The 23,215-nt window shown below is 73.3% G+C and carries 26 protein-coding genes; 13 read left to right on the top strand and 13 right to left on the bottom strand.

The window, feature by feature from the left end:
• Positions 1–22 precede the first annotated feature (22 nt).
• The 7 genes from FXF60_RS10660 to FXF60_RS10630 are packed head-to-tail and all read right to left on the bottom strand — an operon-like array spanning position 23 to position 7,512.
• Complete coding sequence (locus tag FXF60_RS10660; protein WP_151525957.1) at positions 23–1,582, bottom strand: proton-conducting transporter transmembrane domain-containing protein; 1,560 nt, start codon at positions 1,580–1,582, stop codon at positions 23–25.
• Positions 1,579–3,174, bottom strand: coding sequence for a complex I subunit 4 family protein (locus FXF60_RS10655; RefSeq protein WP_238335811.1), 1,596 nt, complete (start codon positions 3,172–3,174; stop codon positions 1,579–1,581). Before FXF60_RS10655 ends, FXF60_RS10660 begins: the two co-directional genes overlap by 4 nt.
• Positions 3,171–5,186 (bottom strand): NADH-quinone oxidoreductase subunit 5 family protein, encoded by a 2,016-nt coding sequence (locus tag FXF60_RS10650; protein WP_238335810.1) that lies wholly within the window; start codon positions 5,184–5,186, stop codon positions 3,171–3,173. The genes FXF60_RS10655 and FXF60_RS10650 overlap by 4 nt, the downstream gene beginning before the upstream one ends.
• Positions 5,179–5,514, bottom strand: coding sequence for an NADH-quinone oxidoreductase subunit NuoK (gene nuoK, locus FXF60_RS10645; protein WP_151525956.1), 336 nt, complete (start codon positions 5,512–5,514; stop codon positions 5,179–5,181). Before nuoK ends, FXF60_RS10650 begins: the two co-directional genes overlap by 8 nt.
• The gene (locus tag FXF60_RS10640) at positions 5,511–6,071 is read right to left on the bottom strand and encodes an NADH-quinone oxidoreductase subunit J family protein (protein WP_151525955.1); all 561 of its coding nucleotides are present in this window, start codon (positions 6,069–6,071) and stop codon (positions 5,511–5,513) included. The genes nuoK and FXF60_RS10640 overlap by 4 nt, the downstream gene beginning before the upstream one ends.
• Positions 6,068–6,535 (bottom strand): NuoI/complex I 23 kDa subunit family protein, encoded by a 468-nt coding sequence (locus FXF60_RS10635; RefSeq protein ID WP_151525954.1) that lies wholly within the window; start codon positions 6,533–6,535, stop codon positions 6,068–6,070. Before FXF60_RS10635 ends, FXF60_RS10640 begins: the two co-directional genes overlap by 4 nt.
• Positions 6,532–7,512, bottom strand: coding sequence for a complex I subunit 1/NuoH family protein (locus FXF60_RS10630; RefSeq protein WP_151525953.1), 981 nt, complete (start codon positions 7,510–7,512; stop codon positions 6,532–6,534). The genes FXF60_RS10635 and FXF60_RS10630 overlap by 4 nt, the downstream gene beginning before the upstream one ends.
• A gap of 263 nt (positions 7,513–7,775) precedes the next feature.
• Here FXF60_RS10630 and FXF60_RS10625 point away from each other — a divergent pair, with 263 nt between their 5' ends.
• The 3 genes from FXF60_RS10625 to FXF60_RS10615 are packed head-to-tail and all read left to right on the top strand — an operon-like array spanning position 7,776 to position 9,602.
• Positions 7,776–8,285, top strand: coding sequence for a toxin-antitoxin system HicB family antitoxin (locus FXF60_RS10625; RefSeq protein WP_151525952.1), 510 nt, complete (start codon positions 7,776–7,778; stop codon positions 8,283–8,285).
• A gap of 11 nt (positions 8,286–8,296) precedes the next feature.
• Complete coding sequence (locus FXF60_RS10620) at positions 8,297–9,139, top strand: DUF4097 family beta strand repeat-containing protein (protein ID WP_151525951.1); 843 nt, start codon at positions 8,297–8,299, stop codon at positions 9,137–9,139.
• A gap of 19 nt (positions 9,140–9,158) precedes the next feature.
• On the top strand, positions 9,159–9,602 hold the full coding sequence (locus FXF60_RS10615; protein WP_151525950.1) for a GNAT family acetyltransferase: 444 nt from the start codon (positions 9,159–9,161) through the stop codon (positions 9,600–9,602).
• Here the strand turns inward: FXF60_RS10615 and FXF60_RS10610 are convergent.
• Both FXF60_RS10610 and FXF60_RS10605 read right to left on the bottom strand, forming a co-directional pair.
• Complete coding sequence (locus FXF60_RS10610; protein ID WP_151525949.1) at positions 9,587–10,183, bottom strand: NADH-quinone oxidoreductase subunit C; 597 nt, start codon at positions 10,181–10,183, stop codon at positions 9,587–9,589. The two genes, FXF60_RS10615 and FXF60_RS10610, sit on opposite strands and share 16 nt — an antisense overlap.
• A gap of 52 nt (positions 10,184–10,235) precedes the next feature.
• Complete coding sequence (locus tag FXF60_RS10605; RefSeq protein WP_151525948.1) at positions 10,236–11,078, bottom strand: L,D-transpeptidase; 843 nt, start codon at positions 11,076–11,078, stop codon at positions 10,236–10,238.
• A 174-nt stretch (positions 11,079–11,252) separates the two neighbouring features.
• Here FXF60_RS10605 and FXF60_RS16545 point away from each other — a divergent pair, with 174 nt between their 5' ends.
• From FXF60_RS16545 to FXF60_RS10565, 9 genes are all read left to right on the top strand, one after another.
• Entirely contained in the window at positions 11,253–13,427 is a 2,175-nt protein-coding gene (locus tag FXF60_RS16545; RefSeq protein ID WP_192796699.1) for a choice-of-anchor Q domain-containing protein, read from the top strand.
• A 99-nt stretch (positions 13,428–13,526) separates the two neighbouring features.
• Positions 13,527–14,069 carry an RNA polymerase sigma factor gene (locus FXF60_RS10595; protein WP_192796698.1) on the top strand — a complete coding sequence of 181 codons (543 nt, stop codon included), beginning with the start codon at positions 13,527–13,529 and terminating at the stop codon, positions 14,067–14,069.
• On the top strand, positions 14,066–14,788 hold the full coding sequence (locus tag FXF60_RS10590; protein ID WP_192796697.1) for an anti-sigma factor: 723 nt from the start codon (positions 14,066–14,068) through the stop codon (positions 14,786–14,788). Before FXF60_RS10595 ends, FXF60_RS10590 begins: the two co-directional genes overlap by 4 nt.
• A 103-nt stretch (positions 14,789–14,891) precedes the next feature.
• Positions 14,892–15,521 carry a hypothetical protein gene (locus tag FXF60_RS16540; RefSeq protein ID WP_192796696.1) on the top strand — a complete coding sequence of 210 codons (630 nt, stop codon included), beginning with the start codon at positions 14,892–14,894 and terminating at the stop codon, positions 15,519–15,521.
• Positions 15,518–16,069 carry an OmpA family protein gene (locus FXF60_RS10585; RefSeq protein ID WP_192796695.1) on the top strand — a complete coding sequence of 184 codons (552 nt, stop codon included), beginning with the start codon at positions 15,518–15,520 and terminating at the stop codon, positions 16,067–16,069. Before FXF60_RS16540 ends, FXF60_RS10585 begins: the two co-directional genes overlap by 4 nt.
• A 41-nt stretch (positions 16,070–16,110) precedes the next feature.
• Complete coding sequence (locus tag FXF60_RS10580) at positions 16,111–16,743, top strand: RNA polymerase sigma factor (RefSeq protein WP_151525944.1); 633 nt, start codon at positions 16,111–16,113, stop codon at positions 16,741–16,743.
• The gene (locus FXF60_RS10575) at positions 16,740–17,978 is read left to right on the top strand and encodes a protein kinase domain-containing protein (RefSeq protein WP_151525943.1); all 1,239 of its coding nucleotides are present in this window, start codon (positions 16,740–16,742) and stop codon (positions 17,976–17,978) included. The genes FXF60_RS10580 and FXF60_RS10575 overlap by 4 nt, the downstream gene beginning before the upstream one ends.
• Positions 17,979–18,064: 86 nt before the next feature.
• Complete coding sequence (locus FXF60_RS10570) at positions 18,065–18,673, top strand: hypothetical protein (RefSeq protein WP_151525942.1); 609 nt, start codon at positions 18,065–18,067, stop codon at positions 18,671–18,673.
• Positions 18,670–19,269, top strand: coding sequence for an OmpA family protein (locus tag FXF60_RS10565; protein ID WP_151525941.1), 600 nt, complete (start codon positions 18,670–18,672; stop codon positions 19,267–19,269). Before FXF60_RS10570 ends, FXF60_RS10565 begins: the two co-directional genes overlap by 4 nt.
• 16 nt (positions 19,270–19,285) lie before the next feature.
• Here FXF60_RS10565 and FXF60_RS10560 read toward each other — a convergent pair whose 3' ends face one another.
• Genes FXF60_RS10560 through FXF60_RS10545 form a run of 4 tightly spaced genes read right to left on the bottom strand, consistent with a single transcriptional unit; the run spans position 19,286 to position 22,530 of the window.
• On the bottom strand, positions 19,286–19,897 hold the full coding sequence (locus FXF60_RS10560; RefSeq protein WP_202879613.1) for an NADH-quinone oxidoreductase subunit B: 612 nt from the start codon (positions 19,895–19,897) through the stop codon (positions 19,286–19,288).
• A 1-nt stretch (position 19,898) separates the two neighbouring features.
• Complete coding sequence (locus FXF60_RS10555; protein WP_151525940.1) at positions 19,899–20,255, bottom strand: NADH-quinone oxidoreductase subunit A; 357 nt, start codon at positions 20,253–20,255, stop codon at positions 19,899–19,901.
• A gap of 10 nt (positions 20,256–20,265) precedes the next feature.
• The gene (locus FXF60_RS10550; protein WP_151525939.1) at positions 20,266–21,759 is read right to left on the bottom strand and encodes a serine hydrolase; all 1,494 of its coding nucleotides are present in this window, start codon (positions 21,757–21,759) and stop codon (positions 20,266–20,268) included.
• A gap of 30 nt (positions 21,760–21,789) precedes the next feature.
• Positions 21,790–22,530, bottom strand: coding sequence for a fructosamine kinase family protein (locus FXF60_RS10545; protein ID WP_151525938.1), 741 nt, complete (start codon positions 22,528–22,530; stop codon positions 21,790–21,792).
• A 178-nt stretch (positions 22,531–22,708) separates the two neighbouring features.
• Here FXF60_RS10545 and FXF60_RS10540 point away from each other — a divergent pair, with 178 nt between their 5' ends.
• Positions 22,709–23,209: a low molecular weight protein-tyrosine-phosphatase gene (locus FXF60_RS10540; RefSeq protein ID WP_151525937.1), complete on the top strand. Its 501-nt coding sequence runs from the start codon at positions 22,709–22,711 to the stop codon at positions 23,207–23,209.
• Positions 23,210–23,215: the final 6 nt, after the last annotated feature.

The following is a 23,215-nucleotide window of genomic DNA, read 5'->3' as shown; positions in this document are numbered from 1 at the left end:
GCGCAGGTGCAGGCGCCGTAGGTCAGATGGTGCCGAGCGGCACGATGCTGCCCAGGACCAGCAGGGCGGTGAGCAGCCCGACGAGGACCCACAGGCGCACGTCGACCGCGGGCCCCGTCGTCGCCTCGACGGTGGTCCGGACGTCGGTGTCGCCCCCAGCGCCCGCGGCGGCCGCCGGTCCCTCCCCCTGCGGCGACCCCTCGGAGGAGGCCAGCACGACCAGCCAGCGCAGGTAGACCGCGATGCCCAGCGCCACGTTGAGCGCCGCGACGACGGCGAGCCACCACGTCTCGTCGCCCAGCACCGGCCGCAGCGCCACCACCTTGGCCACCACGCCCGCGACCGCCGGGGGCAGCCCCGCCAGGGTCAGCAGCGCCAGTCCCAGCGGGACGGCGAGCAGCGGGCGCGCCCGCAGCAGCCCGCGGTGCGCCGCCAGGGCGGTGGCCGCTGCCGGACCGGCGGGGTCCTCGACCGGTCCGTGGCGGACGGTCCCCGCCACCGCGACCACCACGACGAAGGCGAGCAACGTGGCCACGAGGTAGACCACGAGATAGGACCCCGCCGCGCTGGCCGCCCTCGACGACAGGGTCGCCAGCGGGAGCAGCACCCAGCCCGCCTGGGCGACGGTGGACCAGGCCAGCAGCCGGACCGCGTCCTGCTGGGTGAGCGCCACGAGGTTCCCCACGGTCATGGAGGCCGCGGCGAGCAGCGCGATCGCCAGGAGCGTCGTCCCCTCCACCGTGCCGAGCGCGCGGACCACGACGACCAGGCCGCCGAGCGCGGCCACCTTCGACACGGTCGCGAGGTAGGTCGTCACCGGCAGCGGCGCGGCGGCATACGTGATCGGGGTCCAGGCGTGGAACGGCACGGCGGACACCTTGAAGGCCAACCCGGCGACCAGCAGCACCGCGGCGAGGACGAGCAGCTCGGGGTGGTCCACGGATGCCGCGCCGGCGAACCGGGTGCTGCCCGTCGCCGCCGCCCAGAAGCCGGCACCCAGGGCGAGCAGCCCGAAGGAGACCAGGGACGTGGTCAGCAGCGCCACCGCCCCGTCGACCGCGCGCGCCCTGCGTGGGGCGGCCCAGGTGGTCCGCACGAGCGCCACCAGCACCACGGTGGGGAGGGTAGCGAGCTCGAGCGAGACGAGGAGCGAGCCCAGGTCGCCCGCGGCCGGGACCGCCACCACGCCGGCGGTGGCGGTCAGCAGCAGCGCGGTGACGACGGGCGCCCGCCCGGTGGGCTCCACCCCTCCCCCGGAGCCGGCGGCGGACCACTCCGGCCACGCCAGCACGAGCACCACCAGAGCCCCGAGCAGGGCGCCGAGCTGCAGCATCGAGGTCAGGTCGTCGGCGGCGTAGGCGCACCAGCCGTCGGGCAGGCACAGCCCCTGTCTCGTGTCCCCCGCCGGCTGCCACACCCCGGGAAGGGCCGCGGCCGCGCCCCCCAGCAGGCCGGCCGCCCCGAGCCAGAGGTGCGGCGAGCGCCGGCCGGGCACCGCGACATCGACCAGGAGCACGAGCACGGCGGCCAGCACGGGCGCCAGGACGGGCAGCACCGCCACCAGGTCGAGCTGGAGCCTCACCGGACCAGCACCCCCTCGACGAACGGCGCGGTGATCGACAGCAGCAGCGTCGGCACCAGGCCGAGCAGCAGCACCAGCACCCCGAGCAGCCGCAGTGCGGTCCGCTCGGTCAGGACGGCGTCGGGTATGCGGGGTTCGAGGCGCTCCCCGAACCACACCTCGCGCAGCACCCGGACGGTGTAGGCGACGGCCAGCGCGCCACCGACCGCGGCCACCACCGCGAACCCGCGGAACCACCCGTCGGGCCGGTCGGGCGAGGGCGACCAGGCCGCCAGCACCGAGCCGATCTCGCCCCAGAAGCCGGCCAGGCCGGGCAGGCCGCTGGAGGCGGCCATCCCGACGACGAGCGCGAGCCCCAGGTGCGGCGTCACCTCGCGCAGCGCGGCGTGGCCGTGCGACAGGTCCGCACCGCCCCACCTGTGCTTGAGCCCGCCGACCACGACGAAGAGCAGCGCCGAGATGAGTCCGTGCGCGACGTTGCCGAAGAGCGCGGCCTGCAGCCCGGCCTGCGTCCCGGACGCGATCCCCAGGACGACGAAGCCCAGGTGGGCGATCGAGGACCAGGCGATGAGCCGCTTGAGGTCCCGCTCCACCAGACACACCAGCGACGCCCAGACGATGCCGGTGACACCGAGTCCGGCCAGCAGCGGCGCCCAGGCGGTGAACCCCTCGGGCACCACGGGGACGACCAGCCGGACCATGCCGTAGGTGCCGAGCTTGAGCAGCACCGCCGCCAGCAGCACCGACCCGGCGGTGGGGGCGGTGGCGTGCACCCACGGCAGCCAGGTGTGCAGCGGGAAGACCGGCACCTTGAGCGCGAAGCCGACCAGCAGGGCGGCGGCGACGGCGAGCTGTGAGCTCCTGCCCAGGGCGCTGCCGCCCTGGGCGGCCCACACCTGCAGGTCGGTGCTGCCGGTGGCGGTGGCGACCGCGAGGATGCCGAGCAGCACCAGCGAGGAGCCGACGACGGTGACCAGCAGGAAGCGCACGGCGGCGCCGTCGCGGTCGCTGGTCGGGTCGCCGTAGCGGGAGATGAGGATCCACATGGGGACCAGCACCAGCTCGAAGCCGACGAAGAAGAGCAGGGCGTCGCCGGCCAGGAAGGCCAGCAGGGCACCGAGGAGCACCAGCTGCAGGCAGGCGTGATAGGTCGCCAGGCCCGGGACGTCGATCCCCTTCACCACCGGGATCGGCGCGGTCGGGTCGCTGTCCTCCAGGTCGACCGCGACGGTCCGGACCTCGCGGTCGGGGTGCAGGTGGAGCGCGGTGGCGACGACGCCCACCACGGCGGTGAGCAGGAGCAGCGGGACCGACAGCCCGTCCGGGCGCAGGCTGAACCACACGCCGAGGCTGGGGATCCAGCTCATCTCGACGACCGGCCGGTCGACGGCGACCCCGGCGACCCCGATCGCGCTCACCGTGGCTGCGACCAGCGACGTCCGGTGGACGACCCGGTGACCCGGACGTGTCGGCCACTGCCCGACGACGAGCAGCATCGCCGCCGCCAGCAGCAACGGTGCCAGGGCGAGCGCATACCACCAGGCACCCAGGTCGGGGACCAGGGCGAGCAGGTCCGCACGCACCCCGCTCACGGCACCATCACCCCGATCCCGGCCAGCACGACCACACCGGCCAGCACCAGCGCCAGGGCAGGCGTGGCACGACGCGGGCTGGTCAGGTCACCCACGCGGCCGAGCAGGCGGGCCCCCACCCCGGCGCCCCGCACCCAGGCGTCCAGGACCTGGTCGTCGAACCACGCGACCGCCCGCGCCAGGGCCAGCACCGGGGTGGCGACCAGGGCGCGGTAGGCGGTGTCGGCGTAGAGCCCCCGCTCGGCGGCCAGGCTCGCCGCGGCGGGGATGCGGGCGGCGGCGTCGCGGGTGCGCACACCACCGGCCGCCAGCCGCACCAGCAGCGCGCTCACCGCCATGAGCAGCAGCGTCGCGAGCGTCAGCTGCAGGTCGAGGTGCACCTGGGGTCCCCAGACCGGCAGCAGCAGGACGAGCCCGCCCAGCACCGTCATCAGCATGAGGAAGGACGTGCCCATCCGGGCCGAGGAGCTGATCGCGGCCTCGGCCCGCTCGACCCCCTCCGCCTCCTGCACGATCTGCGGCTCGTCGAAGAAGTCGTCGATCCGGTCGACCGGTCCGGGGTGGTATGCCGCGGCATGGCCCTGGATCGCGGTCGGCCGGTTGAGCACCAGCCAGGCGCGCATGCAGTATGCCGCGGTCAACGGCGCCGAGGCGCCGACCGAGGCGAGCACGAGCACCGATGCCATCCCCCCGGCACCCGCGGACCCGGCCTCGGCCGTGCCGAGGATCAGCTCCTTGGAGAAGAAGCCGACGAACGGCGGGACACCGGCGAGCGCCAGCAGCCCCCAGCCGAAGCGGTGCCGCAGCACGCGGTAGCGCCGCGCCCCGGAGGTGACCACGGCCATCGCGGTGCCCCCGACCAGGACACCGAGCCACCCCGTCGTGAGGAAGAGCAGCGCCTTGAACCACGCGTGCGCGACCAGGTGCTGCAGGGCAGCGTCCGGGCCGGTGACGGTGGTCGCGGCGGCGAGCACCGCCAGCATCAGCGCGACCTGGCTCACCGTGGACCAGGCGAGCAGCCGCTTGAGGTCGGCCTGCGCGAAGGCGAGGACCGCGGCGCCGATCATCGTCACGCACGCGAGCACGGCCAGCAGGGTCCTGGCGGTGCCCGACAGGACGAGCAGGTCGAAGAGCTGGGCGAGGACCACCGTGCCTGCGGCGACCATGGTGGCGGCATGGATGAGGGCGGAGGCGGGGGTGGGGCCCTCCATCGCGTCGGGGAGCCAGTCCTGGAAGGGGAAGAGTGCGGACTTGCCCGCGACGCCGACGACGAGCAGGCACAGCGCTGTGGTCAGCGTGGGTGAGGCCCCGACGTCGGACCAGTGCGCCACCACCTCGGTCGTGCGGGTGGTGCCGGCGCCGGTCGCCAGCGCGACGATCCCGAGGACGAAGCCGATGTCCGCGGTGCGGGTGACCAGGAGCGCCTTGCCGGCGGCTCGCGCCGCTGCGGAGCGGGTCGACTGGTGCCCGATCAGCAGGTAGGAGCACCAGCCCATCACCTCCCACCCGACCAGCGTGAGCAGCAGGTCGTCGGAGTGGACCACCAGCAGCATGGCCGCGGTGAACAGCGAGACCGTCGCGGCGAAGGGTCGGTAGCGCGGGTCGTACCAGAGGTACCACCGGGCATACCCCTGGACCACGAGCGCCACGGCGGCGACGGTCACCGCGACCAGCGCCGTCGGCCAGCTGACGAGCAGCCGCAGTGGCGCCTCCAGCTCGCCGAGAGCCAGCCCGCCGATGGTGCCGAGCTCGCGTTCGGAGCCCCGGATCTGGGTGAGGGTGTAGAGCTGCCACAGGGTGGCGACGACGGCCGTCAGGGCGCCGCCGACCCCCACCCACGCCCCCAACCGGTTGGAGCGCCCGGTGAGACCCAGCCCCGCCAGCGCGGCCAGCAGGGTCGCCAGGATGGCCCAGTGCGCCGGACCGCCCCACAGGTCGAGCATCGGCAGGTCGGGCAGCGGCACGTCCGGGAGCTGCAGGTCGGACCAGTCGAGATCGGGCAGGTCAGGCACGGTCGCCCACCTCCCCGCCACGCGGCCGGTCGTCCAGCTCGGCGTGCAGGTCGACGTGCCCGCGCGCACGGTAGAGCGCAAGCAGGACCGCGAGGGCGACCACGACCTCGGCCGCGGCGATGGTGATGACGAAGAGGGTCAGCACGGCCGGGCCGGCGTCGCCGCCGGCGCCCGTCTGGGCGACCGTCACCAGCAGCAGCCCGGCGGCGCCGAGCAGCAGCTCGACCCCGATCAGCACCAGCACGGCGTGGCGGCGGGCCAGGATGCCGTAGGCGCCGAGTCCGGCGAGCAGCGCGACGAGCAGGTAGGGCAGCGCGGGACGGATCACGAGGCGTCTCCCTGGACCGCCTCGATCTCCGGCGGGGTGTCGGGTCGCTGGCTCGGGTCGTCCTGGCCGCCCACCGGGGCGCGGGCCACCGCCACCGCCGCCACCAGGGCGATGAGCAGGAGCACCGACAGCAGCTCGAAGGGCCACACGTCCGTGCCGAAGATGGTGGCGGCCACCTGCTCGTTGCTCGCCCCGTCCACCGGCACGCTGCGCCACCCGAAGGCGGACAGCAGGGCACCTCCGAGCACCACGGTGGTGCCGGCGCCCACCAGCCCTGCCGCCACCCGCTGCGGCACCGTCGTGACGACCGGCACGCCCCCGGAGCGGGTCAGCATGAGGGCGAAGAGCACCAGCACGACCACGGCGCCGACGTAGACGAGCAGCTGCACGAGCGCGACGAGCTCGGCGCCCAGCACGAGGTAGCACCCGGCCAGCCCGCCGAGGGTCACCACCAGCCAGAGGGCGGCGTGCAGCACCTGCCGGGAGGTGACCGAGAGCAGCGCCGACCCCGCGGTCACCAGGGCCACGGCGCAGAAGAGGACGTCCAGGCCGCTCACCCCTTCTCCTCCGCCGTGGGCAGGGCGCTCTCCGGCACCGAGGCCATGAACGTGCCGAGCCGCTCCTTGTCGTGGAGCAGGTTGCGGATGTCGCCCTCGGCGTAGGCGAAGTCGGGCGCCCAGAAGAGCGCGTCGAACGGGCATACCTCGATGCAGATCCCGCAGTACATGCAGAGCGAGAAGTCGATGTCGAACCGGTCGAGCACGTTGTGCGAGCGCTCCCGGCCGCCCTCGGTCTGCGCCGGCAGGGTCTCCTTGTGCGAGTCGATGGTGATGCACCAGTCCGGGCACTCGCGGGCGCAGAGCATGCACGAGGTGCAGTTCTCCTCCAGCAGCGCGATGACGCCACGGCTGCGCTCGGGGAGCGTGGGCTCGGTATGCGGGTACTGGGCCGTGTGCGCCCGCCGGGTCAGGGTGCGTGCGGTGGTGCCCAGGCCACGCAGCAGCCCCCGGACGCCGCTCATCCGAGGACCACCACGCCGGCGCCGGTGATCGCCAGCTGGACCAGCGCGAGCGGCAGCAGCACCAGCCAGGCGAAGCGCTGCAGCTGGTCCTCCCGCACCCGCGGCCAGGCCACCCGCAGCCAGAGGAAGCCGACCGCCACCGCGGTGGCCTTGAGCAGCGTCCACAGCACGCCGACGACCCCTCCGCCGGCGTCGTCCCAGGGTCCGCGCCATCCTCCGAGGAAGAGCACGGTGAACAGCAGCGCCATGAGGACCATCCCGGCATACTCCGCGAGCAGGAAGAACGCGAAGCGCAGCCCGGTGTACTCGGTCAGGGGGCCGAAGACGATCTCGGAGTCCGCGACGGGCGCGTCGAAGGGGGTCCGCTGCAGCTCGGCCACGCTGGCGGCGAGGAAGACCGCGGCGGCGGGAGCCTGCCAGACGAGCCACCACCACGACCACTCCTGCACGATCCCGGTGAGCGACAGGGTGCCGGCCGCCATCGCCACGCTCGCGGCGGCCAGGACCAGCGGCAGCTCGTAGGACACCAGCTGTGCCCCTGCCCGGAGACCGCCCAGCAGGGAGTACTTGTTGCCCGACCCCCAGCCGGCCATCAGCGTGCCGATGACGCCGACGCTGGTGACGGCGAGCACGAGGAGCAGGCTGGCCGGGACGTCGACGGCGACCCAGGTCGCGGCGACGGGGATCGCGGACAGCGCCACCAGGTAGGGGACGAGGGCGACCGCCGGGGCGAGGCGGAAGACCGGCCGGTCGGCCGCGGCCGGCGTCACGTCCTCCTTCTGGGCGAACTTGATGCCGTCCGCGACCAGCTGGCCCAGCCCGTGCGGCCCGGCCTCCATCGGCCCGAGCCGCCCCTGCATGTGCCCCATCAGCTTGTGCTCGAGCTGCCCGAGGGCCAACGGCAGCGTGAGGAAGGCCGCCAGCACGCAGGCGGCCTTCAACCCGGCCTCGAGGGCCCACGGGAGTTCGGCGAGCATCGCAGCCACCCTAACGACTGGCCCGGGCGACCCGTGGGAGCCGCACCGCAACCCGACCGGCCGCACGGTCTGCGCGCACCGACCGCACGGTCTGCGCGCACCGACCGCACGGTCTGCGTGCACCGGCCGCACGGTTTGCGCGCACAGTGTGCGGTCGGTCGACACAGACTGCGCGGTCGTCGGTCGACGCAAAGTGTGCGGCCGGTCGGGGTATGACGTCAGGCCGCTTGCGTATGACGTCACAATGGTGTCATAGTGATGTCATGGAACTTCAGCCTTACCTCACCGCGGTGGCCGACGACCTTGGCCGGGCGACGGCTCTGGCCGACGAGCCGACGCAGGACGTCGTGCGACGAATCGCCCCCGCGATCGAGCCGGCGGTCCGCCTGGCGATCGTCCAGGCCCTGTCCGACGCCGCGGCCACCATCACCTCCCAGCTGGAGGAGTCGGTCGTCACGCTGCGGATGGACGGCCGCGACCCCGTGCTCGAGATCCGGCCGCTGGGCGGCGAGGTCGACGCCACCGCCCCGGCCGCCGCACCCGAGGCGGAGGCCGGTCCTGACGACGACGGCGACGGGACGCTGGCGCGCGTGTCGTTGCGTCTGCCCGACCCGCTGAAGCAGAGCGCGGAGCGCAGTGCGGCGGACGCCGGACAGTCGCTCAACACCTGGATCGTCCAGACCATCCGGGCCGCGACCCGGACCACCAGCACCACCGACCGCGACCGCCGAGCCACCCACCACCGTTCCCGCCGGGTCACCGGCTGGGCCTGAGAGGACTGCACATGGACACCACGACCCAGACCACGCACACCTACACCTTCACCGAGGACGACCTGGTCGCCCTCGAGGTGAAGAACCACAGCGGCGACATCGCCACCTTCTTCGACGCGCCGGACGGCACGGCCGAGGTGACCCTCTCCTGCCCACGTCCGGTGGACTTCGAGCCGGTCACCGCGGTCTCGCAGCGCGGCCGCGTCCTCGTCGACATCCCGGCGCTCATCGGCCCGGACGGTGGCGGGCGAGGCTTCTCGCTGTCGATCGGGGCCTTCTCGATCGGCACCGGCCACGAGCCGGTCCACGTCGAGGTCCATCTGCCGCGGGGCACCGAGCTCAAGGCCAGCACCAAGAACGGCGACGTCGTCCTGCAGGGCGTCGGCGGGACCGCCGCCGTCCGCTCCGGCTCGGGCGACCTGTCGATCGAGGAGGTCGGCGCCCTGCGCGCGGCGACCGGGTCCGGCGACGTCCGGGTCGGGCAGCTCGCCGCGGGCTCGGTCACGAGCGGGTCCGGCGACATCGTCGTGGACCGGTCCACCGGCCCCGACCCGCTCGAGGTCCGGTCCGGCAGCGGGGACATCTCCATCGCCGAGAGCCACCAGGACACCACCATCGCCACCGGGAGCGGGGACGTCGAGGTCGGCCACGCCCGCGGCGAGCTCGCGGTGCGCACCGGCACCGGTGACGTCCAGGTGCGGGTGCCCCGAGGCATACCCGTCTGGCTCGACCTGTCCAGCGGCATCGGCGAGGTGCGCCGCGACATCGACGGCGTGGGTGCCCCGGAGGACGACCAGGACTTCCTGCGGGTGAGCGTCCGCACCGGCACCGGAGACATCGCCGTCCAGCACTGAGCACCGGCAGGATGGAGGTATGCAGATCCTCCCCCTGACCCTGGACCACGCCGATGCCGCGGCTCGCCTCTGGTCCGCGTGCGGCCTCACCCGGCCGTGGAACGACCCGCACGCGGACTTCCGGATGGCGGTGTCCGGTGCCTCGTCCCAGGTCCTGGGTGCCGTCGCCGACGACACGGTCGTCGGCACGGTGATGGTGGGGCACGAGGGTCATCGCGGGTGGATCTACTACCTCGCCATCGCGCCGACGCACCGGGGCTCGGGCCTCGGGAAGGCCCTGGTCGAGGCCGCCGAGCGGTGGGTGGAGAGCCAGGGCATACCCAAGGTGATGCTCATGATCAGGGCGGAGAACGACGCGGTGCGCCGCTTCTACGAGCGGCTCGGCTACGTCGACCAGGGCGTCTCCGTCCTCGGCCGGTTCCTCGACGAGGACCTCCAGCGGATGCGTCAGGGGTCAGGCTGAGCCCTGTCGCCACGTGGTCCCCAGGACGGGTCGGGCACGCCCGGCGGGAGCAGCCGCTTGCGTGGGCGACGACCCTTCGGCGGAGCGTCGCCCGAGCCCTCCCCCGGCTCCTTGGCCCCGGGCCACGGCTTCGACGCCCGCGCGCCGAGGACGAAGGTCTTGCGCAGCGGGGACCCCTCGAAGCCCTCCGGCAGGAGCAGCGGACGCAGCCCGAGGCCGGTGCCGTCGTCGAAGCCACGGAAGTCGACGCCGAACATCTCGTGCGTCTCCCGCTCGTGCCAGGCCGCCCCGGCGAACAGGTCCGTGACCGAGTCGAGCGTGCCGCCGTCCGGAACGCGGGTCCGCAGCAGCAGCCGTCGCAGCCCTCCGGGGCCACGACCGCGCACGTCCAGCAGGTGACAGAGGACATCGATCCCCGGCGGCAGCTCGGGCTCGGACTCCTCCTCCTGCTCCTCGCTCTCGTCCACGCCGGAGAGCCAGTCGAAGAAGGCATACCCCTCGTCCCGGGCGTCGCGCAGGGCGTCGTGCCACCCGTCGGCGGCGAGGCGACGGGTCTCCAGGACCGAGGTCGGGCTGGTCATCCCCCGAGCCTAGCCCGCCACCGGGAGGCACGACCGGCGCCGCGGGGCATGGCTAGGCCCGGATGGTCACCGGGGTCCCCAGCGGGAGCCCCACCTGCTCCACCAGCCGGACGATCTCCTCGTTGGCCATCCTGATGCAGCCCGAGCTGACATCGGTGCCGATGAGATCGGGCTCGTTGGTCCCGTGGATCCCGATCACCCCTTCACCCCCGCGGAAGTCCATGACCACGTCGGAGTAGCCCGACAGCCCGTAGGCGTACGGCCCGTAGATCCCGTCCGGCTCCGGCGGCTGCAGCAGCTCGGTGACGAAGTAGTCGCCACCGGGGGTCGGCCGGTCCGCCCGCCCCACCCCGACCGGCGTGCGGGTGACCTCGGCGCCGGCGTCGGTCACGACGATCTCGTGCCCGGCGAGGTCGACGTCGATGCGGAAGCTGTGCCCGCTGAGCGAGACCTCGTTCGAGCGGACCCATCCTGTGCTGCCGTTGGGCCGCACGGGCAGCTGCACCTGGGTCCAGACCCTGCCGGTCTGCAGCGCCAGGAGCACCAGCTGGCCGGTGACCCGTTCGGTGCGGTCCAGCACCATCTCCGGCTCCCGGGCCTCGCCCACCGCGTCCATGTCGTCCGGCTCGGCGAACACCGGCAGCTGATCCACGACGGCGGTCGCGACCACCGTCGCGGGCCCCTCCGCCGTCGCGGTGGGGTCGTCCTGGTCCGTCTCCTGCGCACCGTCGCCGGCGCCCTCCTCCGACCCGGTGGCTCCCGCACCGTCACCGTCGGTGGTCGCCCCTTGCTGCGCGGTGTCCTCCTCCGAGCACGCCGCCAGGGCGCCGACGAGCGAGCCGGCCATCGCGGCCTGCAGGACGGCGCGACGTCGCGGTCTCGGGGCGGAGGTCATGACGCAGAGGGTAGCCCGTGAGTCTGGCCGTGCTCGGGAGTGGAGGGCAGGTGTGACGAATGGCCCCACCGGTGCATGTACGGGGTGTGGACTCATCCATGGGACGCCTGCCAGTCGGGTCGGCACACCGGGTCCGCCGTCCGGAACGACAGACACCGAGCATGAGGAGACATCGTGCGTAGATCCATAGCAGCCTTCGGGGCGGGAGCCCTCGCGTGCGGGTTCGCCGTGACCGCACCGCTGATGAGCACCGCGGCAGACCTTGAGGTGACCAGCACCGCGGACGGCACCGAGGAGGGCAGCCTGCGCGCGGCCATCATCGAGGCCAACGGCAACGGCGAGGCGGACACCGTCATCCTCGACGGCAGCTCCACCTACACCCTCGACCTGGCCGGCGCCGGAGAGGACGAGGCCGCGACCGGCGACCTCGACGTCACCAGCGACATCACCATCGACGGTCAGGGCGCCTCCATCGACGCCTCGGCGCTCGGTGACCGTGGGTTCCACGTCGCCAGCGGCGCCACCCTCACCCTGCTGAACGTGACCATCACCGGCGGCACCGCCGTCGACGAGCCGTCCGCCGAGGGCGGCGGCTCAGGTGGTGCGGTGCTCAACCAGGGCTCGCTCAGCGCCGACACGGTCGAGCTGAGCGGCAACAACGCGACCCGCGCCGGTGGCGCCATCGAGGGTTCCGAGGGATCCACCACCTCCCTGACCGGCGTCACCCTGTCGGGCAACAGCACCGGCGACGCCCCCGGCAACGGCGGCGGGCTGCACCTCACCGGCGCGGCCGACGCCGACATCACCGGCTCGAGCGTCACCGACAACACCGCCAGCCTCGAGGGCGGCGGCCTGTGGAACGGCTCGGGCACCATGACCGTCACCGACACCGTGGTCTCGGGCAACACCGCCTCGGGTGCCGAGGCGGACGACGGTGGCGGCGGGCTCTTCAACAACGGCGGCACCCTGGTCGTCAGCGGCTCCGAGGTGACCGGCAACACCGCCGACGGCGAGGCCGGCTCCGGCGGTGGCATCCTTACCCTGGGCGGCTCGCTCGAGGTGTCCGACTCCGCGGTGGACAGCAACACCAGCGTCCGCGCCGGCGGCGGCATCGAGGCGACCGAGGGCAGCTCGACGGTCATCACCGGCGGCACCCTCTGGCAGAACAGCACCGGCGACGCCCCGGGCAACGGCGGCGGCCTGCACCTCACCGGTGCCGGCACGGTGGACGTCACCGGCACCGTCGTGGCCGACAACACGGCCGGCGCCGAGGGCGGTGGGCTGTGGAACTCCGCCGACGGCACCATGACCGTCACCGACGCCACGGTCAGCTCCAACACCGCATCCGGTGCCGAGGCGGACCAGGGCGGCGGCGGCCTGTTCAACGACGGTGGCGACCTGAGCGTCACCACGAGCACCGTCAGCGAGAACGTCGCCGACGGTGAGGCCGGCTCCGGCGGTGGGCTGCTGAACAACGGTGGCTCGCTCACCGTCGCGGGCAGCGACGTCATGGACAACACCGCGCCCCGTGCAGGCGGCGGCATCGAGGCCACCGTCGACGGGAGCGAGACCACCGTCACGGGCAGCCGGCTCTCCGGCAACTCCACCGGCGCCAACCCCGGCAACGGCGGCGCCCTGCACCTGACCGGCGCCGGCACCGTCACGGTGGACACCTCCACCGTGACCGGCAACTCCGCGTCCAACCAGGGCGGCGGGCTGTGGAACTCGGCCACCGGCACGATGACGGTCAGCGCCACCACGCTGAACGACAACAGCACGGACGGCATGGGCGGTGGCCTCTACAACGACGGCGGCACGCTCGAGGTGAGCAACAGCACCGTCAGCTCCAACGACGCGGCCGAGGGTGGTGGCGTGTCCAGCGTCTCCGGCACGGTGACGCTGGTGCACACCACGGTGGCGCTGAACTCCAGCGGCCTGGCCGGGGCGATCGAGATCGGCAACTCCGTGGTCGCCGCCAACAACGGGGCCGACGGCACCGACGCCGTGACCAGCGCCGGCGGCAGCGTCGTCGGCGACACCATCACGGCCGGCGACGACGACCTCGGCGGCGTGAGCGACCCGGGCCTGGGTGACCTGGCCGACAACGGTGGCCCGACGCTGACCCACGCACCCCTCGAGGGCAGCGTGGTGATCGACGCCGGTGTGGAGGCCAACGCCCTCGATGTCGACCAGCGCGGCGCCGACCGACCGGTCGGAGCGGCCGCCGACAGCGGCTCGGTGGAGGCCGGCGAGTTCGACGACGGTGACGACGACGATGACGACGACGGCTCGATGCCGCCGGCGTCCCCGGCCGACCCGGTCGAGTCCGACCCGACGTTCACCGGCTGAGACCACCAGCTCGAGTGAACCGGTGAGCCCGTGCGGCGCGAAGGCCAGGTCCTGCTGGACCACTCCTTCGCGCCGCACCGGGCCTGTAGTCTGACCGCGATGCCCTCGACGACGGACGGTCCCGACCTGCAGCTGCTGCAGCAACGGGATCCGGATGCCTGGGAGGCGTTGTACCGGCAGACCTATCCGATGATGCGCGGGTATGCCGCACGGCGTGCCCCCGCCGGAGCCGACCCGGACGACCTGGTCTCGGAGGCGATGGCGAGAGCACTCGACCGGATCGACACCTTCGAGGACCGCGGGGTGCGGATCCAGGCGTGGCTGTTCGGGGTGCTGCGCCACGTCGTGCTGGAGCACGTCCGCAGCTCCTCCCGGTCGCAGGCGGCCGATCTGGACACCCGCGCGGACCAGGGACGGGGACCGTTGCAGACCGTGCTGCACGAGGAGGAGTCGGCTGCCGTCCGGGCCGGCTTCGCCCGGCTCAGCGACGACGACCAGGAGGTGCTCTGGTTCCGCGTGGTCGCCGGGCTGACCGCCGCCGAGACCGCCACCCTCGTCGGTCGGCGCGAGGGCGCCGTCCGGCAGGCCCAGTCCAGAGCACTGACGCGACTACGCACGACGATGCAGGAGGTGCACCCGTGAACGACGACGAGCTCGAGCTCTCGATCGCCGAGGCGCTCACCCCTGCCCCGGTGGAGCCACCGGAGGACCGGATCGCCGCACTGCGTCAGCGCGCAGAGCTGGCCCGCGCCGAGCGCGCTCACGCCGGCCACGGCCACGAGCAGGAGAGGGCAGCGGATCCGACGGGCGCGCGGCTGCGCAGCGTCGACACGGACGTCTCCCCGGCACCACGACGTGCTCGTCCTGCCGGGTCCGGCACCGGCACCCGGTGGTGGATGGCCGGCGCCGTCGCCGCCTCGCTCGCGCTCGGTGCCGTCATCGGCGGCACCGCCCTCGACGGCGACCCCGAGGACGAGGTGCTCGCCCGGGGGGTCCCGGAGTTCGAGGCCACCCTGGACTCCGACGGGGCGGTGGTCGCGGTCGAGGGGTCGCTCGCCCCGGAGGGCCGCATCGTCCGACTGCGCTCGGACACCCTTCCCGACCTCCCCGTCGGTGAGTACTACGAGTTGTGGTTCCTCGCGCCGGGTGACGGCCCGGACGGCCTGGACCGCATCTCCGGGGGCACCTTCCATCCTTCCTACGACGGCAGCGGCACCGACGTGGTGCTGCACGCGGCGGTCGACCCCGAGCTCTACCCGACCCTCGAGATCACCCGCGAGCTGCCGGACGGCGACCCGCAGCCCTCCGACGACGTGGTGCTCCGCGGTGAGGTCAGCCTGCTCGCCGAGGACGGACGCTAGCTCCCGTCCCGGTCCGGCCCGGCCGTGGACCCGGATGCAACTTCTCGTCGCCCGCCACCGACAGACCTCCTGACCCCATCACCGACGACGAAGGAGACACCACATGCGACGCGTGACACGGATGCTGCCGCTGGCTCTCGCCGGCGCCATCGCGCTCTCGGCGTGCGACGGCCAGACCGCGGAGTTCGAGGACTCGGACACCTCGGCCGCCCAGCAGGAGAGCCAGGGCCAGGACGAGGGTGCCGAGGAGGGCGGCACCGAGGAGGACACGCAGTCGGACGTCGAGGCCGACTCCGCGGCGGCCGCCGGGGTGGACCTCAGCGACGTGGCAGAGCCGCTGGCCACCGCGACCATCCCCGCGACCGTCGAAGGGGACCCGGACGCGGCCATGCAGGTGGCCCTGCACGGCCTGGTCCGGGACGGTGACGTCGTCGTCGGCACCTTCTCCTTCGAGGTCGACAGCGATGCGTCCGGCGCCCAGCCCCGTTGGATCTACCACTACCTCGGCGACCAGTCGTGGCAGCCGCACTTCATCGACACGGTCAACCTCACCCGCCACGACGTGGTGTCGTCCTCGGGCAAGAAGGCGGCCACGGACTCGCAGTCCTTCAAGTTCCTGCCCGGGCAGACGGCCTACGCCTACGCGGTCTTCGCCGCCCCGCCGGAGGACGTCACGACGGTGACGCTCAGCCTGGTCGAAGGGGCACCCACCGCAGAGGTGGAGCTCCAGTGAGCCGGGTGGCCGCGGCGACGTTGGCGGCCGCGCTGCTCGCGCCGTTGCCCGCCCAGGAGGCAGGCGACTCGGTCGCGGACGCCCTGGACCTGGTCACCCCGGACCTGCTCGCCCAGAGCGTCACCGCGCTCGATCCTCAGGTCGTGCAGCTCGAGGAGAACATCACTCCCGTCGAGTCGCGCTCGACGGACGGGGAGGAGACCGTGATCTCGCTCGCCTCCGACGTGCTCTTCGACTTCGGCGAGGCCGAGGTCTCCGGCGCCGCCGAGGCCAAGATCGCCGATCTCGTCGCCGACGTCCCGGACGGCGCCGTCGTGCAGGTGCACGGGCATACCGACAGCATCGGTGGGCCACAGGACAACCAGGAGCTGTCCGAGCGGCGGGCCGACACGGTGGCCGAGATCGTGAGCGGCTCCCGCCCCGACCTGCAGCTCGAGGTCGAGGGGTTCGGCGAGGACGAGCCGGTCGCACCCAACGAGGAGGGCGGGGAGGACAACCCGGAGGGTCGGGCGCTGAACCGCCGGGTGGAGATCCGCTTCGACGGCTGAGGAGGTAGGCCCGGCGCACCCGGCGCGATAGCCTCCACAGCATGAGTGAGGCCAGAGCTGCGGTATCCGCGGCAGTGCTGGCCGGGGATGCCCTCACCTCCCGCAGCCTGATCCGGGACGCGACTCCCGTCCACGGCGACGACCTGCTCCAGGACCTGGCCGGGTTGGCCGCCGATGGGTCGCCTTTGGCGACCGAGCTGCTCCTGGAGCAGCTGGACGGCTCCGGGCTGGTGCGACGGTTCGTGCGCAGCTCGCTGCTCGACGCCTCGGCCGTGGACGACGTCTGTCAGGACGCCCTCATCTCGGTCGCGAGCTCGATCCGTTCGTTCCGCGGCACGGCCCAGGTGTCGACCTGGGTGCACAGCATCGTCCGGCGTCGGGTGGTGGACCACCTGCGGCGGCAGCGGGCCACGGCTCCCCTGCCGCCGGAGCAGGAGGGCCCGGCCCAGCGGATGAGCTCGATGCTGGCGACCCGCGCCACGGTGCGGGACGCCCTGGCCTCGCTCCCCGACCTCTACCGCGAGCCGGTGACGCTGCGCGACGTCGAGGGTCTGCCCTATGCGGAGATCGCCGCTCGGCTGGACCGCAACGTGGGCACCGTCAAGGCGCAGATCGCTCGGGGCCGGGCGATGGTGGCCGGCGCGCTGGACCCGTCGGAGTGGACCAGCCGGTGACGTCGGCAGCGGGGCGGGTCTCGGCGGGGCGCTACGTCCTGGACGAGGTCATCGGCGTCGGCTCCTTCGCCACCGTCCACCGGGCGACCGACGACCGGCTGGACGCGTCCGTCGTCGTGAAGATCCTCGCGGAGAACCACAGCCTCAACCCCGAGGTCCGCGAGCGCTTCATCGCCGAGGGACGGGCCCTGCGTCGGGTGCGGAGCCCGCACGTGGTCACGGTCTTCGACATCGGTGAGAGCGAGCGGCAGCAGCCCTTCCACGTCCTGGAGTATGCCGACCGCGGCACGTTGGCGGAGCGGGTCGCGGCACTGCGCAGCGGCGGCTGGACGGCCAGCCGGCAGGACGTGCTGACGGTGGCGCGCTCCCTGGCCGCCGCGCTGGAGGCCGTGCACCAGGCCCGGCTGGTGCACCGCGACCTGAGCCCGGCCAACGTCCTGCTGCGCTCGGCACCGCCGCGGGATCCCGGGCACGAGGACTCCTCCCTGGTGCAGCAGGACGAGCAGCTCCTCGTGGCCGACCTCGGCATGTGCAAGGACCTGGCGCTGAACTCCGGTCTCACCGTCGCCGGCGGCACGAGCGGGTACCGGGCACCGGAGATGCTCTCCGGCCCCTCGGTCATCGACGCCCGGGCCGACCTGTGGTCCCTCTCCGCCCTCCTGGCCTGGCTCGTCGACGGTGCCGATCTGCCCTCCGAGCTGCACCAGGCCCTGGCCCGGGGGATGGCGGAGGACCCGCAGGACCGGCCGGAGGACGTGGCCGCCTGGCTCGCGACCATCGAGGCCGCACTCGCCCCACGTCCCTCCGCCTCCCCGACGTCGACGACCGCCGCGGCCTCGGCGCCCGCGACCCCGACGCCCGCGGCCGGGCCGGCACGGGCTCGACGTCCTCGGGCCGTCGCCGCCGTGCTCCTCGCCGTCCTCCTCCTCGTCGGCGGACTCGCCCTCGGTCGGTTCACCGCCGGACCTCCCGACGCGACGCAGACGGCGCGGCTCGCCATCAGCGGCCCGGACGCGGTCGCGGTGGGCGAGCAGGCGGAGTTCACCCTGCGCTCCAGCGGCGTGGCGTCGTGGACCTGGGGGCTGCCTGGAGGTCGGTATGTCGTCGATGCCACCTCGGTGACGTTGCGGCCCACCGGACCGGGCCGGGCCACGGTCACCGTCCACGCCACGGATGCCGACGGGACCGAGCTGCGGGCGCAGCACCGGTTCGAGGTCCGGACCGACGAGCCGTAGAGATGGGCGCAGGGCGCGTGCAACTTTGTGGGCCGACCGGCCGACAGACCACACGAATGCCTACCCCACGAACCAGGAGAGACCAGATGACAGCGCACCAGCACCGCATCGTCGTGGCGATCGCCCTCGCCGGGACGCTGAGCCTCGCCGCCTGCGCCGGCGACGATCCCGCGACGTTCGAGCAGGTGGAGAACGGCCCGACGGCCGAGGAGGGCGGCGACCCGGTCGCGGAGTCGGCCGAGCCGACGGAGGAGCCGGAGGTGGCCGACGAGGAGACCACGGCACCGCCGGAGCCGGCACAGCCGCAGACCGTCGAGCTCGACGAGTCGCGCACCGTCAGCGAGGACGACACCGCCTTCTCGGTCACCGTGCACGACGTGTCGGTGCACGACTACTACGTGGAGGCCGAGGTCACCATCGTCAACGACTCCGACCGACAGCTGGCCACCTGGTACGGCGGCAACGCCTCCTCGCCGCGGCTGTACGACGACCAGGGCCGGGAGTACACCTTCCAGCCCCAGCCCGGCGGCGACGGGAGCACCTTGCTGCTCGAGGGTCGCGAGGGCGTGGACGCGGTGTTCGTCTTCGCCGGCCGGGTGGACCCCGAGACGACGGGGCTGACGCTCGACCTGCAGGAGTTGGGCGGACCGTGGTCGCAGCTCACCTTCGAGGTGCCGCTGGGTGGTTCCCGATGAACCGCCCGCTGCAGGTGGTGGCCGTGATGGCGTGCCTCGCCGGCGTGGGTCTGCCCACGGCGGCCGCGGTGGACGCGCCCGTCCCCGAGGACTACGTGCCCCCGAGGTCCAGCGCCGAGGTCTACTCCGCGTGGGACGCCCCGCTCACCTCGACGACCTTCTTCTACTCCGACCCGGAGCAGGTCGAGCCGGAGGTGCTGGAGGAGGCTGTCGGCGCCGAGCAGGACGGGGAGGAGACGGTGGCCACGCTGTCGGACCGTTTCCTCTTCGACTTCGGCTCGGCGCAGCTCAGGCCGACCGCCGAGCAGAGCCTCGACACGCTCGCGGCCCTGCTGCAGGAGACCGAGGGCGAGATCACCGTGATCGGCCACACCGACTCCCTCGGCACCGACGAGATCAACGGACCCCTCTCCGAGGAGCGCGCCCAGGCAGTCGCCGACTACCTGTCGACCGCCGGCGTCGAGGCCGGGCGGCTCGAGACCCAAGGCCTGGGCTCCACCGAGCCGGTGGCGGACAACACCCGTCCGGACGGCAGCGACAACCCCGCGGGGCGCCAGCAGAACCGTCGGGTCGAGGTGCGGTACGACGGCGGCTGAGCGCCGCCCTGCGCCCTCAGTCCTGCGCGGGCGGGGCGACCAGGTCGCGCGTCACCTCACCCGCGGTCACCGGCCGGTCGGCATACCGTGAGCCCGACCGGCTGCGTGCCTGCCCCGGGGTCTCGGCCGCGATCTGCTCCTGCAGCGTCACGATGCCGTGCAGCAGCGCCTCCGGCCGCGGCGGGCAGCCGGGCACGTAGACGTCCACCGGGATGAGCTGGTCGACGCCCTTGGTGACGCAGTAGGAGTCCCAGTAGGGGCCGCCGGAGTTCGAGCAGGCGCCGAAGGAGATGACGTACTTCGGCTCCGGCATCTGGTCGTAGAGCCGGCGGATCGCGGGGGCCATCTTGTCGGTCACGGTGCCGGAGACGACCATCAGGTCGGACTGCCGCGGCCCCGGCGCGAACGGGATGACCCCGAGCCGGATGAAGTCGTGCCGCGCCATCGAGGCGCTGATGAACTCGATCGCGCAGCAGGCCAGCCCGAAGTTGAAGACCCACAGCGAGTACCTCCTGCCCCAGTTGAGGACGACCTGCACCGCGCGGGGCGCCTTCTCGACCGGTGCACCGATGCGTGGCGTCGGGAGACTGGTGGTATGCCCCGGCTCGGGCTGTGTCGGCGCGCTCACCTCACCACCACCGCAGCAGTCCGCGCCGCCACACGTGCAGCAGCGCGATGACGAGGACACCGATGAAGATGGCCATCTCGACCAGGCTGGCGACGCCGAGATCGGTGCGGATCACCAGCGTCCAGGGGAAGAGGTAGACCGCGTCGACGGCGAAGACCACGTAGAGCAGGGCATACACGAGGTAGCGCACGCTGCCCTGCTCCCAGCCGCTGCCCACCGGGTCGACACCGGACTCGTAGGTGGTGACCTTCGCGGGCGTGGGGTCGCTCGGTGCCAGCACACGGCGGGCGCCGAAGGCGGTCGCGACCAGGGCCACGCCCAGCAGCGTGACCAGCGCGACGACGAGGTAGTCCGACATCGCCGCCACCCTAGCCGGGGCCGGCCGCCAGGTGCTGGAGGCCCGCCTCGACGATCGTCAGCGCCCGCATCTGGTCCACGGCCTCGCTGCTGCGGGTCTGCACCACCAGCACCATCCCCTCCGGCGCCGCACCGTCCGGGTCCGCTGAGCCCCCCGTGGTCTCGACGTAGAAGGAGGTCGCCAGCACGCCCGGGACCGACCCTCCCTTGAAGGCCTGGTAGGCGACCCCGTCCGGCGGGGTGAGGCCCGGGTTCACCGCCAGGATCTCGCGGACGGGCGCGGCCGGCTCGGACGTTGCCTGCTGCTGCAGACGGGCGTGCAGGGAGCAGATCTCGGCACCGGTGAGGAACCAGTCGACCCCGCTCTCCCACACGGGGACGGTGACCGCGGCCGGCGGCACGTCGAGCTCCTCGGGCAGGTCCGCCAGGATCGCCTCCCGCCGCTCCGGGACCACCGCTTCGGCCCAGCGGTCGCGCACCTCGCTGTCCACCTGCCAGCCCAGCTGGAAGAGCTGCCGCGTCGTCGCCACCGGCATGATCCGCGTCGGGTCCATCCCGGCGGCGACGGCCGCCGCACGCAGCCCACGCTGCCCCACCGCCTCGATGAGCAGGTCGGTGGCGGTGTTGTCGCTGATCGAGATCATCAGCTCGGCGGCCTCGCGCACGGTGACCGTGGACCCGTCCTCGCGGTCCTGCAGCACCCCTGACGGCAGGCTCTTGACCTCGGGGGTGATCGTCAGCTCCTGCTCCCAGGCGAGCTGCCCCTCCTCCGCGGCGGCGCCGACCGCGGAGAGCACGAGGAGCTTGATGACCGAGCCGCTGGGGAAGGCCGCGTCCGCGGGGTCGATGCCCGAGGTGGTGTGGCTCACCTCGCACCCGCCGTCGACGACCTGCCCCACGACGACCTGGCTCTGCCCGCCCAGCTCGACCAGGGCGGCGTCGAGGTCGGCCCAGGAGGAGATCGTCGGCGCCTCCCCCGAGGTGTCCGGCTGGAAGAGCAGGGTGCCGACCCGGTCGTCGTCGTCCAGGCCCAGGGTCATGACCAGCGGCTGCTCCGCGGAGTGCAGGGTCAGGGAGGCGGACCGTCCGACTCCGGTGCTCTGGCTCGCGGCGGTCACGGTGTAGGGGCCCGAGGAACGCAGCCCGGCGAAGATGGCGCCGAGCTGGATGACCGAGACCTGCTCGAGGAAGGTCGGGGCGAAGCGCTCCATGGAGTCCTCGGCGGCCGGCCCCTCGGCGTCCTCCTCGAGCAGCCCCAGCACCCACCCGGTCTGGTCGAGCAGTGCGGGGTCGGTGATGGCCTGGGCCGGATCGACCTCGGTCGGCGTCTGGTCCTCGTCCTGCGGAGAGGTCGCCGCCGTGGTGGCCGCCGCCTCGGGCGCCTCGGTCTGCAGCACCAGGGGTGGCGTGGTGGTCATGGCCATGTCGTCGTCGTACTCCTGGGTGCAGGCGGCTGCGGTCACGAGGAGGGCACCGGCCAGCGCGCCACCGACCACCTTCCGCATCGCGTCACCTCCGTCGTGCCTGGCACCATCTCAGCACGCCGCCGTGCGCAGCGCCTCGGCGGCCTGGACGGCATACCCTCCGCCGAAGAGCAGGACGTGCACCAGCAGCGGGACGCTCTGGAAGGCCGGCACCCGTAGCTCCCACCCGTCGGCCAGCGGGAGGTCCTCGGTGTAGGCCGCGAAGGCCCGTCCGCTGAAGCCGCCGAAGAGCTGCATCATCGCGAGATCGACCTCGCGGTGGGCGTAGTGCGCGCACGGGTCGATGAGCCAGCTGCGACCGCGCTCGTCGACCAGCCGATTGCCCGCCCACAGGTCGCCGTGCACCAGGGTCGGTGCCTCGACCGGCCCGAGGTGCTCGGCGGTGAGCCGCTCGGCGTCGGCCAGGCTGCTGGCGTCGAGCTGTCCCCGCTGCACGCACTCCCGGGTGAGCGGGACGACCCGGCGCTCCAGCCACGACTCGGCCAGGCTGTCGCAGGGCGTCAGGTCGACCGGACAGTCGCCCAGGTATGCCGTGGGCTCGCCGTCGATCGAGCCGTAGCGCTCTCCCGTGGTCCGGTGCAGGGCCGCCAGCTCCCGCCCGAACGCCTCCTCCGAGGCGGCCGTGCGGTGGCCACCCGACTCGACCCGGTCGATCGTGATCCCCTCGTCGGACACCTCCCGCACAGCGGGCACCCGCGCCCCGGCGGCGGCGAGCGCCCGCAGCCCCAGCGCCTCGCGGTCGAAGAACAACGGCGGCGCACCTGCGCGGCTCTTGCTGAAGGCCTCGCTCATCCCCCCACCCTCGCAGCCCCCGCCGGATTTCGACCTCTCGAATCGTCGCCATGGCGAACAAAGGCGCAGTCGAAATCGAGGTCCCCCGGAGACGCCCCGAGTTCGACCTCTCGAATCGTCGCCATGGCGAACAAAGGCGGAGTCGAAAACGAGGGGTCGGCCTGAGAGGCTGGGCACCATGCACATCATGACGGTCTGCCTGGGCAACATCTGCCGCTCACCCGCCGCCGAGGCGGTCCTGCTCGCCCGGCTCGAGGAGGCGGGGGTCGATGACGTGACCGTCAGCTCGGCCGGGACCGCGGACTACCACGTCGGCGAGCGCCCGCACCCGCGGTCGATGGCCGAGGGCGAGAGCCGGGGGTATGCCTTCACCACCCGCGGGGCGCAGTTCGAGCCGGACGACTTCGACACCGCAGACCTCGTCGTGGTCATGGACTCCGCCAACGAGGAGGACGTGCTCGCGCTGGCCCGCACGCCCGAGGACGAGGCCAAGGTGGTGCGGCTCGGTGCGTTCGGCAGCGACGGGGACGCCCGCGACGTGCCGGACCCGTGGGGACAGGCCGAGGAGGCCTACGTGGCGATGTACGACCAGATCGAGGACGCCGTCAGCGGCTTGGTCGCGGCCATCGACGAGGACCGCGTCGGCGAGGTCGTCGCCGCCCAGCGCGCCGCACGGTGAGCACGG

This window comes from Serinicoccus kebangsaanensis, assembly GCF_008919445.1.
GTDB lineage: Bacteria > Actinomycetota > Actinomycetes > Actinomycetales > Dermatophilaceae > Ornithinicoccus > Ornithinicoccus kebangsaanensis.
The sequence above is the reverse complement of the archived record's forward strand: the minus strand, read 5'-3'. Positions and strand labels throughout refer to the sequence as shown.

Excerpts from the sequence above, each read along its gene's own strand:
- FXF60_RS10550 (WP_151525939.1), bottom strand. The coding sequence starts at position 21,759 with ATGCGGAAGGTGGTCGGTGGCGCGCTGGCCGGTGCCCTCCTCGTGACC.
- FXF60_RS10595 (WP_192796698.1), top strand. The coding sequence starts at position 13,527 with ATGCCCTCGACGACGGACGGTCCCGACCTGCAGCTGCTGCAGCAACGG.
- FXF60_RS10635 (WP_151525954.1), bottom strand. The coding sequence starts at position 6,535 with ATGAGCGGCGTCCGGGGGCTGCTGCGTGGCCTGGGCACCACCGCACGC.
- FXF60_RS10565 (WP_151525941.1), top strand. The coding sequence starts at position 18,670 with ATGAACCGCCCGCTGCAGGTGGTGGCCGTGATGGCGTGCCTCGCCGGC.
- FXF60_RS10620 (WP_151525951.1), top strand. The coding sequence starts at position 8,297 with ATGGACACCACGACCCAGACCACGCACACCTACACCTTCACCGAGGAC.
- FXF60_RS10610 (WP_151525949.1), bottom strand. The coding sequence starts at position 10,183 with ATGACCAGCCCGACCTCGGTCCTGGAGACCCGTCGCCTCGCCGCCGAC.
- FXF60_RS10580 (WP_151525944.1), top strand. The coding sequence starts at position 16,111 with ATGAGTGAGGCCAGAGCTGCGGTATCCGCGGCAGTGCTGGCCGGGGAT.
- FXF60_RS10625 (WP_151525952.1), top strand. The coding sequence starts at position 7,776 with ATGGAACTTCAGCCTTACCTCACCGCGGTGGCCGACGACCTTGGCCGG.
- FXF60_RS10540 (WP_151525937.1), top strand. The coding sequence starts at position 22,709 with ATGCACATCATGACGGTCTGCCTGGGCAACATCTGCCGCTCACCCGCC.
- FXF60_RS10570 (WP_151525942.1), top strand. The coding sequence starts at position 18,065 with ATGACAGCGCACCAGCACCGCATCGTCGTGGCGATCGCCCTCGCCGGG.
- FXF60_RS10605 (WP_151525948.1), bottom strand. The coding sequence starts at position 11,078 with ATGACCTCCGCCCCGAGACCGCGACGTCGCGCCGTCCTGCAGGCCGCG.
- FXF60_RS16540 (WP_192796696.1), top strand. The coding sequence starts at position 14,892 with ATGCGACGCGTGACACGGATGCTGCCGCTGGCTCTCGCCGGCGCCATC.
- FXF60_RS10555 (WP_151525940.1), bottom strand. The coding sequence starts at position 20,255 with ATGTCGGACTACCTCGTCGTCGCGCTGGTCACGCTGCTGGGCGTGGCC.
- FXF60_RS10615 (WP_151525950.1), top strand. The coding sequence starts at position 9,159 with ATGCAGATCCTCCCCCTGACCCTGGACCACGCCGATGCCGCGGCTCGC.
- FXF60_RS10630 (WP_151525953.1), bottom strand. The coding sequence starts at position 7,512 with ATGCTCGCCGAACTCCCGTGGGCCCTCGAGGCCGGGTTGAAGGCCGCC.
- FXF60_RS10545 (WP_151525938.1), bottom strand. The coding sequence starts at position 22,530 with ATGAGCGAGGCCTTCAGCAAGAGCCGCGCAGGTGCGCCGCCGTTGTTC.